This is a genomic window from Nocardia sp. NPDC058497 (assembly GCF_042720195.1).
Lineage (GTDB): Bacteria > Actinomycetota > Actinomycetes > Mycobacteriales > Mycobacteriaceae > Nocardia.
Window position 1 is genome coordinate 1 of the sequence record NZ_JBHXMY010000182.1, and the last position, 10275, is coordinate 10275.

Annotated in this window: 10 protein-coding genes; 4 read left to right on the forward strand and 6 right to left on the reverse strand. The window is 68.7% G+C overall.

The genetic code is table 11. The features are described from left to right. Positions 1 to 25 precede the first annotated feature (25 nt). The 3 genes from ACFWPJ_RS14735 to ACFWPJ_RS14745 form a co-directional block, all read right to left on the reverse strand. Complete coding sequence (locus tag ACFWPJ_RS14735) at positions 26 to 1852, reverse strand: AMP-dependent synthetase/ligase (protein ID WP_378851314.1); 1827 nt, start codon at positions 1850 to 1852, stop codon at positions 26 to 28. A 134-nt stretch (positions 1853 to 1986) separates the two neighbouring features. Continuing rightward, on the reverse strand, positions 1987 to 2673 hold the full coding sequence (locus ACFWPJ_RS14740; RefSeq protein ID WP_378851316.1) for a GTP cyclohydrolase: 687 nt from the start codon (positions 2671 to 2673) through the stop codon (positions 1987 to 1989). Positions 2674 to 2746: 73 nt separating this feature from the next. Further along, on the reverse strand, positions 2747 to 4240 hold the full coding sequence (locus tag ACFWPJ_RS14745) for a PfkB family carbohydrate kinase (protein ID WP_378851319.1): 1494 nt from the start codon (positions 4238 to 4240) through the stop codon (positions 2747 to 2749). A 226-nt stretch (positions 4241 to 4466) separates the two neighbouring features. Here ACFWPJ_RS14745 and ACFWPJ_RS14750 point away from each other — a divergent pair, with 226 nt between their 5' ends. Further along, on the forward strand, positions 4467 to 4865 hold the full coding sequence (locus tag ACFWPJ_RS14750) for a hypothetical protein (RefSeq protein WP_378851322.1): 399 nt from the start codon (positions 4467 to 4469) through the stop codon (positions 4863 to 4865). 4 nt (positions 4866 to 4869) lie between these two features. Here ACFWPJ_RS14750 and ACFWPJ_RS14755 read toward each other — a convergent pair whose 3' ends face one another. The 3 genes from ACFWPJ_RS14755 to ACFWPJ_RS14765 are packed head-to-tail and all read right to left on the reverse strand — an operon-like array spanning position 4870 to position 7219. After that, the gene (locus tag ACFWPJ_RS14755) at positions 4870 to 5949 is read right to left on the reverse strand and encodes a quinone-dependent dihydroorotate dehydrogenase (protein WP_378851324.1); all 1080 of its coding nucleotides are present in this window, start codon (positions 5947 to 5949) and stop codon (positions 4870 to 4872) included. 8 nt (positions 5950 to 5957) lie between these two features. Next, positions 5958 to 6212: a DUF5703 family protein gene (locus ACFWPJ_RS14760; RefSeq protein ID WP_189028874.1), complete on the reverse strand. Its 255-nt coding sequence runs from the start codon at positions 6210 to 6212 to the stop codon at positions 5958 to 5960. Next, positions 6212 to 7219 (reverse strand): YncE family protein, encoded by a 1008-nt coding sequence (locus tag ACFWPJ_RS14765; RefSeq protein WP_378851328.1) that lies wholly within the window; start codon positions 7217 to 7219, stop codon positions 6212 to 6214. Before ACFWPJ_RS14765 ends, ACFWPJ_RS14760 begins: the two co-directional genes overlap by 1 nt. Positions 7220 to 7379: 160 nt before the next feature. Here ACFWPJ_RS14765 and ACFWPJ_RS14770 point away from each other — a divergent pair, with 160 nt between their 5' ends. The 3 genes from ACFWPJ_RS14770 to ACFWPJ_RS14780 all read left to right on the forward strand — a co-directional run. Further along, positions 7380 to 7736 carry a hypothetical protein gene (locus tag ACFWPJ_RS14770; RefSeq protein WP_378851330.1) on the forward strand — a complete coding sequence of 119 codons (357 nt, stop codon included), beginning with the start codon at positions 7380 to 7382 and terminating at the stop codon, positions 7734 to 7736. Between the two features lie 6 nt (positions 7737 to 7742). Next, complete coding sequence (locus ACFWPJ_RS14775) at positions 7743 to 8276, forward strand: hypothetical protein (RefSeq protein ID WP_378851333.1); 534 nt, start codon at positions 7743 to 7745, stop codon at positions 8274 to 8276. A gap of 1 nt (position 8277) precedes the next feature. After that, on the forward strand, positions 8278 to 10275 hold a 1998-nt coding region (locus ACFWPJ_RS14780), incomplete at its 3' end, for an MMPL family transporter (RefSeq protein ID WP_378851336.1).

Consider the following 10275-nt stretch of genomic DNA (forward strand, 5'->3'; position numbering starts at 1 on the left):
CCCAGGGCCACCGCCGTTCTCGGGCCTACTTCACATTGACGACGTGCTCCGCCGGGGTCGCGGCGTACAGCGCCTCGATGTCGGCGGCGTACTTCTTCGCGATCGGGGTCCGCTTGAGCGACATCTTCGGGGTCAGCTCGTCACCGCCCGGCTCCCACAGCGTCTCCACGATCACGAAACGCTTGATCTGCTCCACCCGCGAGAGCTTGCGGTTGCCCGCGGCCACCGCGGCCTTGACCTCCTCGACGATCTCGGCGCGGCGCGCGAGCTCGGCGTGGGTGGCGTCGGTGGCGCCGAACTCCTTGGCGCGCAACGCCGCGACATCGGGATCGAGCATGATCAGCGCGGTGATGTAGGGGCGGGCGTCACCGATGGCGACGGCCTGACCGATCATCGACGACGCCGCCTTCATGGCGTTCTCGATGTTGGAGGGGGCGATGTTCTTGCCCGCCTCGCTGATGATCAGTTCCTTCTTGCGGTCGACGATGCGCAGGTAGCCGTCGGCGTCGAGGGTGCCGATGTCACCGGTGTGCAGCCAGCCCGCGTCGTCGATGGCCTCGGCGGTCTTGTCGGGCATGTTGCGGTAGCCGGGAGTGACGATCGGGCCGCGGATGAGCACCTCACCGTCGGCGTCCAGACGCAGTTCGACACCGTCCATGACGCGACCGACCGAGCCGGGGCGCGGCTTGTCGATATCGGTGAACGTGCCGACACCGGTGGTCTCGGACATGCCCCACACCTCGCTGACCGCGAACCCGAGGCCCAGGAAGTATTCCAGGGTCTCGGCGGGCACCGGCGCGGCGCCGGACGCGGCGACCTTCAGGTCACCGAAACCGAGCGCCTCGCGCAGCTTCGACAGCACCAGCGCGTCGGCGGCCTTGTGCTGCACACCGAGCAGCAGCGAGCCGCCCTCACCGGACAGCTTCGCTTTGGCTTGGGAGACACCGACACCGATCGCCCAGTTGGCCAGGGCCTTCTTCACCGGGCTCGGTTCGACCGCGAGCTTGTTCTCGATACCGGCCTTGATCTTCTGCCACACCCGCGGCACACCGAAGAACACGGTGGGGCGGGCGTCGGGCAGGGCCGCGGCGATCTCGCGCGGGTCGGTGACCGTGGTGATCTGGATGCCGGTGAGCAGGCTCATCGCGTGCGCGGAGATGCGGTCGGCGACATGCGCGGCCGGCAGATACGACACGGCACGATCGTCGAAACCGACCGGCAGCGGACCGGAGACCAGGCCGACGACCTGGGCGATCACATTGCTCTGGGTGAGCTCGACACCCTTGGACGGGCCGGTGGTGCCGGAGGTGTAGATCAGGGTGGCCAGATCACCCGGCTGCACCGCCTGCCACGCGGCGTCGAAGTCGAAGTCGGGCAGCGGATCCGACTCCAGCTGGGCCAGGCCGATGGTGCCCTCGGCGGTGCCGTCGACGAGGACAGTGTGTTCGGTCTCGGCGCCCGCTTCGCGGATGACGTCGAGGAACGCCTGCTCGGTGATCACGACCTTGTTGCCCGCGTTCGCGAACACGTGCGCGATCTGCTCGGGAGAGCTGGTGTTGTACACCGAGAACGGGGTCGCGCCCAGGTGCAGGGCCGCGGTGTCGATCAGGTTGAACTCGGGGCGGTTGGTGAGCATGATGCCGACCGCGTCACCGTGGCCGACGCCGAGCTTCGCCAGGCCCGCCGCCAGCGCCCGCACCCGCGTCGCGTATTCCGCCCAGGTGATCTGCTGGGTGCCGCCCACCGTTCGCAAGGCGATCTGGTCGGGCCGCAACGCGGCGGTCTGCTGGAAGGCGGCGGGCACGGTGTGCACCGTGACGCCGGAAGCGTGCGCGAAACCGATGTCTGTCATATCCCTGTTCCCGATATAGGCCGTGCCGGACGCCGAGCCAATGCGAGTGAATCTGTCTCATCGTCTCGAGCGATGGGCGTCAGCAGTGGCGCGGCTCACTTATCGTAACCGGACATACGGGATTGTGGCGGCGGTTACCGTCGACGCCGCGGCGGCCACCACGAACGCGGCGTGGGCTCGGGCACGACATCTGCCGACGGGTCAGCGGGGATGGTGTGCCTGCGATGGCGGCGTTTGGCCTGCAGATATCGCCTGCCGCGCACCGTGTTCAGGGCGATGGTGAGTGCGATGGGGTCGACCGCGATGCCGGCCGCGTCCAGCGCTCGGCACTTGTCGGGGTTGTTGGTGAGCAGCCGGACGCGGATGAGGCCGAGTTCGCGCAGCGCCAGCGCGGCGGCATCGTAGCGACGGGCGTCGATGTCGAGACCGAGGCGGCGATAGCTGTCGAAGGTGTCGGCACCGGACAATTCGCTCTCGCGATAGCCACGGGCCTTCCAGATCAGGCCCGCACCGCGCCCTTCCTGTTCGAGGTAGGCGAGCACGCCCGCGCCCTCCTGCTGGATGCGGTCCATCGACTCGGTGAGCTCGGCGCCGCAGTCGCAGTCGTCGGAGCCGAGGCCCTCGCCGTAGAGACAGCGCGAATGCACCCGCACCAGGCAGCCGTCGCGTGGTTCGCCGAAAACCAGCAGGTACCCGCCGTCGCTCGGGTCGGCAATCTCGATGACCCGGACCGGAAGGTCGCTGCCCCGGCGCCCCAGCCGGTGCTGGGTGTCGCCACCGGCGCGTCCGGTTCTGGCACTGCCGAACGACAGTATGGTCAACGATCCTCCGTGCGGGGACAGGGCGGCGCGACCGCCGTTGCCGGACAGGGCGTGCGAGCTGAACGCCGCGACTTTACTCCTGGTCGGTGGCGGGCGGCGCGTACAGCCGGACGATGCGGTCGATCTCGTCGGCGGCGGGCATCGATGCCGCGATCGCGCCCAGTTTCTGGGTCGGGATCATCGCGGCGGTCGTCCAGACGAAATCAGCTGCGGTGAGCGGGGATCGGGCATTGACCAGGCGATAGGCGAGCGCGCCCGTGAAGGCGGCGGCGGCGCCCGCGGAGGCTTTGAGCACCTGCGGGAAATGATCGATGACGGTCTCGATGGTGTCGGAGGCGACAGCGCAGCGAAAGTTCTCGACCGTGCACACCGTTCCGACACCGAGACCACGCAGCAGCCGGGGGATGTCGTCGGCGGATTCGGCGGGCACGTCGGGCAGCAGGGCCGCGAGCTCGATGGACGTGCCGACCAGGTAGTCGACGACGCTCAGGTGCTGGTAGAGGCCCTGCGGTACCGCCATCGACGGTGTCGGGCACACGATGACCGGCGGTTTGGGGCGCATCTGCGACACCACAGCGAGGACCTGCTCGATGATCGCGGGCGGCTGCTCGAAGCTGAGGATCACCACGTCGGAGGCCTCGAGTGCGGCCCGCAGCTCCGGCCGGTGCAGGTCCTCGTCCTGCAATTGCACCCGGCTGTCGCGACAGCCGATGATGCGGGATTCGCCGTTGGGCGTGATGACGACGGCCGTGACGAGCGACTTCGCGAACGGCACCACTTTGATCAGATCGAGGTGCACCCGTTCGAACTCGATGAATTCCAGGATCCGGCGGCCGTATTCGTCGCCGCCGACCGCGGACACCAGACGGACGTCGATGCCGAGACGGGCCGCGGCGACGGCACGGTTGAGGCCTTTGCCGCCGGGATGCCCGTCGAAGTTGCCATTGGCCGCGCGGTGGGCGTCGGGAAAAGTGTCGACACGATAGATGTGGTCGATGACAGCGTCGCCGATGACGGTGACGACGCCGCGCGGCGTCGGCGCGGCCTCGGCAGCCTGTCCGGCAGGTGGTCGCGCCATGGGGTAGCCGGAGTCGGCGGCCAGCAGACCCGCCAGCGCGGTGAAGGCATTGTGTTCCAAGCTGGTGCGCAGCCGCTTGACGGTCGGCGTCTCGGGCACCGGCTCGACGTCGAGCAGGGTGTGCAGGGCGACCCACTGCTCGGTCAAGGCCTCTCGACGTTCGCCGAGGTTATCTGCATAAAGGCGTTCTACATCGAGACCGACGCCGACGCGGTCGCGGAACAAACCCAGCGACAGCGCGGCATCGACGATGAGCCGATCGGTCGGTGGCAGCCACTGCGCGACCTCGCGGACCACCGGCAAGATCGAGGCCTCCGGACTGGCTCCGGTGCGCCGGGCGTGCCTGCGCACGGACAGCAGTTCGAGCAGCGGCGCAGCGTCGATCTCGGTGTGCCGCAAGCGTTCTGCGCTCAGGCCCGAGTACTTGCCCAGCCTGGTCAGGATGCTGCGAATGGCGGCGACGCGAGCATCCTGGGGAACCATCGGCATGCTGCCTCCCGTGACCTGACGGCGGTTCGACCACCCCGGCGAGGCGGCGGACGCCGGACTGCGATCGCCACAATGCCGGGTTTGCCGCGCCCGGTTTGCGGCAATTACCTCCATACAATGGCAATTGACCGAGACAAAAGGCAAATGCCACACTGGGTTACGGGGAGCACGCGCCCCGCCAGACGCTCGGCGGGCACCGTGTCCCGGCGGGGAAGGCAGGTCTGCGATGACAATTCAGAGCACCGACGACACGCTGCGCAGTGACCGCACACCGGAGTACGCGCAACGGACCGGACCTGACACCTGGCGGTTGAGCTGGCTGCCCGAATACAGCCTCACCCGGGAGCAGGCACTGGCGGGTATGGAGCTCGACGAATTGGTCAGCGATCTCGCCGCCGCCCACGATCGCATCGCGCACGCCGAGATCAGCGCTCGCGCCGACATCCTCGGCATGATCTGGCAGCAGGCGCTGATCAAGCTCGCCAAACGCGTCGGGGAACGATCGCGCGGCACCGACGATTCCGTCCACGATCCGCCGTCGCACCCATCAGCTGGGCTTCGGCTTCGGCCGACCCAGCTGCTGCGTGGACACGGCGGCCGGGTGCCGCGCGTCAACTACGGATAGACCCTCAAGCCGACGGCGCGCGGTGCTCGGCACCGACCGCGTCGGACAGCGAGCGGAAACCGCCCGCGCGCAGGTTGGCGGCGATGCCGCGGTGGATGCGGGTGGTCCAGAAGGGGCCGCCGTAGATGAAGCCGGTGTAGCCCTGCAGGAGGGTCGCGCCTGCCAGGATGCGGGCCCAGGCCTGGTCGGCGTTCTCGATGCCGCCGACCGAGATCAGGACCAGCTTGTCGCCGACGCGGGCGTAGAGCCGGCGCAGGACTTCCAGGGAGCGTTCGGCGACGGGCGGACCGGACAACCCGCCCGCGCCCATCGCTTCGACCTCGGCGGCCGGGGTCGCCAGGCCGTCGCGGCGGATGGTGGTGTTGGTGGCGACGATGCCGGCCAGGCCCAGTTCGACGGCGAGGTCGGCGACGGCGTCGATGTCCTCGTCGGACAGGTCGGGGGCGATCTTCACCAGGACCGGGACCGTGACGCTGTCGAGCACGGCCTGCAGGATCGGGCGCAGCGACTCGACGGCCTGCAGGTCACGCAGGCCGGGGGTGTTGGGGGAGGACACGTTCACGACGACGAAATCGGCGAGGGGGCCGAGTAGTCGGGCGCTGGTGGCGTAATCGCCTGCGGCGGCCTCGGGTTCGGTGACCTTGGTCTTGCCGATGTTCGCGCCGATCGGGACGGCCGGGTGCGCGTTGTGCAGGCGGGCGGCGGCCGCGGCGGCACCGTGGTTGTTGAAACCCATCCGGTTGATCAGGCCGTGGTCGGCGGGCAGCCGGAACAGGCGCGGCGCCGGGTTACCCGGCTGGGCGTGCGCGGTGACGGTGCCGATCTCGGCGAAACCGAAACCGAGCGAGCCCCAGGTGTTCACGCCGTCGGCGTTCTTGTCGAAGCCCGCGGCCAGGCCCAGCGGGGCGGGGAAGTCGACACCGAAGGCGGTGGTGGCCAGGATCGGGTCGTCGGCGACGGTGAGTTTGCGCGCCAGCCAGCGGGTCGGCGGGAACCAGGTGGCGAACCGCAGGGCGGCGAAGACCAGGTGATGCACCCGCTCCGGCGGGATCAGGAACATCAGGCGTAGTAACAGGGCGTACATGGGTCGGCTCACAATCCGGGTTCGGGCACAGGCAGGACGGCATTCTTGCGGCGGCGCAACAACACCCGGCGGCTGCCGTCGGTGTAGGCGCGTACCCGCGACAATTCCCAGCCACCGAATTCGGCCTGGATGGCCAGCCGCATCGAGGCGGTGACCCGGGTGACCTCGGGTGGCAGCCGCAGCGGCACGTATTCGTAATCGTCGTTGCTGGTTTCCCAGCTCGGCGGGACCGCCGAGCGAGAACCGCGAGGCCTGGCCGCCATCACTGCCCTCTCTTCCGCTCGTCCGCACCGATCCGCTGCAGACCCTCGCCCGCGGCCGAGGCCACGAACAGGTCGCCGGTGCGTTCGTCGACGGTCACCGCGTCGGGCTGGCGCACGGTCGGGAACCGACCCACCTCGACACCGATCCCGGTCGACAGGTCGTAGCCGACGACCTCGTTGCTCTCCGTGCAGGTCACCCAGACCGTGCTCGAGCGCGGATCGTAGGCGAGCGCGTAAGGCGACGATGATACCGGGAAACGCTGGCGCAGCACGAGCGGACCGGCCGAGTAGACCAGCAGTTCACCGCCGGCGGTGTCGGTGACGATGATCCGCCCTTCCGGGTCGGCGATGGCATTTGCTGCGCCGTCGCCGGCGCGCAGCATCAGGCCCAGCGCGTCGTCGCGGACGCTGACGACGGCGGTCTGCTTGCGGTCGAGGACGGTGATGTCGGCACCGGTCAGGGCGATCACGTCGGCCGAGACCAGGCCGGTGACGGTGCGGGCGACGCTGCCGTCGGGGCGCAGTTCACGCACCGTGCCGTCGGCGGTGCCGACGATCAGCGTGCCGTCCGTGCGTGTTTGCACACTGTGCACGTCGCCGTCGACGGGAGTCTCGGTGACGGTGCCCGCGGTCACGTCGACCCGCAGCACCCGATCCGGGGCGGCGACGAGCACTTCACCCGGTGTGCCCTGGGCCAATGCCGCGCCCGCGGCGGGCAGGGTGACGGTCCGCGCGGTGGTGGGCGCGGCGGGGTCGAGCAACGTCAGGGTGGTACCGGCGGCATCGAGGGCGGCGAGGCGACCGGTTTCCCCTTCGGCCAGCAGCGCTTTCGTCGCAGCGGCGGGAATGACCTGGCCGGCGGGCGATGTCGCGGTGGCAGGGGAGACGGCCGCGGTGGCCGGATCCCTGGTCGGCACGTCGGGGCCGTCCGCACCGGCACATCCCGTCAGCACCACCAGTGCCGCCGCGCCGAACAGCGCTGAGGCGACCGAGCCGCGAGGGCGCATGCACCGAACTCCTAATCTCACGAGGTGACCGCTGATCACCATCTGACCATGATGACTCACCGGTAGCTCCGACCGGGTGGCGCACGTCGGGCCTGTCGGTGACGGAGGTTACTGTTGACGTGTCGACAATTGTTTGCCAGGAAGCGGGAGGGGATCACCGATGACCGACCGGACAACCGCGGGTTTCGGCATCGATGACATCTCCGTCGGCCCCTTCGCCCACGGTTTCGGCACCACCGACGACGGCCGCGCGTTCACCTTCCGCACCCACCGCGCCACTCTCACCGTGCACATCTACCGCGCCGACCTGGGCGAGACCGTGCCCGGCGCCGACGATGTGGTCGCCACCGCGCAGGCACAGGTCACCGATATCGACCTCGGTGACGAACGCAGCGTCACCGCGTTCGTGCGCGATCTGCTCCACCACGCGGTCCCGGTCCCGACCGCCGCGCCGAGGGACACCATGACGGTCCGGAGCATCCTGGGCCGGATCAGTGCCGTGATTGATGGTATGTAGATGGTGATGTCTTCCACACTTTTCGCCAGGGCCGCTGCGGCCACCGCCTGCCTCACGGCCCTCGTCGCCCTCACCGCCTGCGGTGGTGGCACCGACGAGGCCTCGGTCGACGCCGCACGGTCATCGGCCCAAGCCTCCCTGTCCTCCTCCATCGCGGTCTCGTCGAGCAAGGCCAATGTGCCGCTGCCGACCGCCGCGGAACTCGACGCGCAGATCAAGCGCGCGCTCGATCCCAACCTGCCCGATGTCGAACGCACCGATCTGATCGAGGACGGCGCCGCGTTCAAGGACGCGATCCCCGACATGTACAAGGCGCTGCGCGACAACCCGCACGCCGTCTACGGCGTCGTCGACCCGGTTTTCGACAACCGTGACGGCACGCTGACCGCCACGATGCGCCTGGACAAGGACGGTTCGGGCACCAATATCCGCACCACCATCGTGCATTTCGTGCTGCTCGACGGGAAGTGGAAGATCTCGCGCACCGATCTGTGCGGCATCCTGCGCTCGGCCGACTATCGCACCGCCGCCTGCGGCTGAGATGCGGGAATCGCGTGCGATGCGGTGGGGCCGGTTCGTCCACCGCCACCGCTACCTCGTGCTCGGGATCTTCATCCTGACGGTGCTGGTGTCGGGCTGGTTCGGCCGGGATATGGCGGGCCGCTACACCCAGGAGGGCTGGTTCGACGAGTCCAGCCAGTCGGTGGCGGCGTCGAAACTGGCCGATGACACCTTCGGCCGCGACACCGACGGCGACCTGATCGTCATCTACACCGCACCCGCGGGCGCCACCGTCGACGATCCCGCGGTGCGCGGCCCGGTGGTGGCCGCGCTCGCGGACCTGCGCGAGCAGTACGGCAAGCACATCCACAAGATCGACAGCTACTGGGACAGCCCGTTCTCCGCGGACGCCTCCGATCCCAGCAAGCAGCACGCGTTCGCCAGCATCGGACTGGCGGGCGGTGGCGGAACGGCCACGGTCAACAACTATCTCGCCCTGAAACCGCATCTCGACGCCGGCGTGCCCGGTGGCGGGCCCGGCGGAACCACCGTGCAGCTGGCGGGATTGCAGCCGGTGGTCGAGGGCATCAATATCGGGATGCAGCACGACATCCGGCGCGCGGAGATCATCGCGTTGCCGATCGTGGCGATCTTGCTGTACTTCGTGTTCGGCGGTGTCATCGGCGCGTTGCTGCCGGTGATGATCGGTGGGCTCACCGTTCTCGGCACCTCCGGCATCCTGCGATTCCTCACCGCGCACATCGAGGTCAATGTGTTCGCCAGTGCGGTGATGACGCTGGTCAGTCTCGGTTTGGCGATCGATTACGGGCTGTTCACGGTGACCAGATTCCGGGAGGAACTCGCGGCGGGCCGCAGCGTGGAGGACGCGACGGCCCGCACCGTCGCGACAGCGGGCCGTACCGTGTTGTTCTCGGCGGCGATCATCGCGATCAGCCTCGGCGCGCTGTTCATCTTCCCCAACGGTGTGCTGCGCTCGGTGCCCTACGGCGGCATCTCCGCGGTGATGCTGGCGGCGCTGCTGTCGGTGACCGCGCTGCCCGCGGCCTTGAGCATCGCCGGGCATCGCATCGACTGGCTGGGCTGGAAGCGATTCTCGCGCAGCAAGACCGAGGCGGAGATCGACGCGGGATTCTTCTCCCGGCTGGCACAGTGGGCGATGCGGCGGCCCTGGGCGGTCGTGATCCCGATCGTGCTCGGCCTGCTGGCCTTGAGTATTCCGTTGCGCCACATCGAGTTCGGCGGAATCAGTGAGAAGTATCTGGCGGCGGACAATCCGGCGCGCGTGGCGCAGGAGGACTTCGACCGGCTCTTCCCCGGCTTCCGCACCGAACCGTTGAAGCTGGTCGTGGTCGGCGCTTCACCACAGCAGCTCGGCGACATCCGGTTCGAGGCCAATCAGATTCCCGGCCTGACCGGCCGGTTCGAGCCTGCCGCGCCGACGAAGGACGGGGTCAACGTCCTCTCCGCCGGACTCGGGGACAAACGCGACGCCGACCGGGTCATCGACACCTTGCGCGACCTGCCCGAACCACCGGGCGTCCAGATCATGGTCGCCGGTATCCCCGCACTGGAACGCGACAGCATCAACGGCCTGATCGACGGTCTCCCGCTGCTGTTGGCGATCCTGATGGCGGCGGCGCTGGCGATGATGGTGATCGCGTTCCGGTCGGTGATCCTGGCGGTGAAGGCCGTCGCGATGAGCGCGCTCAGTCTCGTCTCGACATTGGGCGTACTGACGTGGATCTTCGTGCAAGGACACGGTTCCGATGCCTTCGACTTCACGCCGGGACCGTTGATGTTCGCGGTGGTGGCCTTGATCGTCACGGTGATCTTCGGGTTGTCCACCGACTACGAGGTGTTCCTGCTGTCCCGGATCGCGGAGAAACGGGCCTTGGGCGCCGATGCCGCCGAATCCATCCGCTACGGCGTCGCCCACACCGGTGGCGTGATCACCTCGGCCGCGGCGATCCTCATCGTGGTGACGGGCGCGTTCGGCTTCTCCGACCTGGTGCTGATG

Coding starts and splice junctions, on each gene's coding strand:
- ACFWPJ_RS14765 (WP_378851328.1), bottom strand. CDS start 7,219: ATGCGCCCTCGCGGCTCGGTCGCCTCAGCGCTGTTCGGCGCGGCGGCA.
- ACFWPJ_RS14745 (WP_378851319.1), bottom strand. CDS start 4,240: ATGCCGATGGTTCCCCAGGATGCTCGCGTCGCCGCCATTCGCAGCATC.
- ACFWPJ_RS14750 (WP_378851322.1), top strand. CDS start 4,467: ATGACAATTCAGAGCACCGACGACACGCTGCGCAGTGACCGCACACCG.
- ACFWPJ_RS14775 (WP_378851333.1), top strand. CDS start 7,743: ATGTCTTCCACACTTTTCGCCAGGGCCGCTGCGGCCACCGCCTGCCTC.
- ACFWPJ_RS14735 (WP_378851314.1), bottom strand. CDS start 1,852: ATGACAGACATCGGTTTCGCGCACGCTTCCGGCGTCACGGTGCACACC.
- ACFWPJ_RS14755 (WP_378851324.1), bottom strand. CDS start 5,949: ATGTACGCCCTGTTACTACGCCTGATGTTCCTGATCCCGCCGGAGCGG.
- ACFWPJ_RS14760 (WP_189028874.1), bottom strand. CDS start 6,212: ATGGCGGCCAGGCCTCGCGGTTCTCGCTCGGCGGTCCCGCCGAGCTGG.
- ACFWPJ_RS14770 (WP_378851330.1), top strand. CDS start 7,380: ATGACCGACCGGACAACCGCGGGTTTCGGCATCGATGACATCTCCGTC.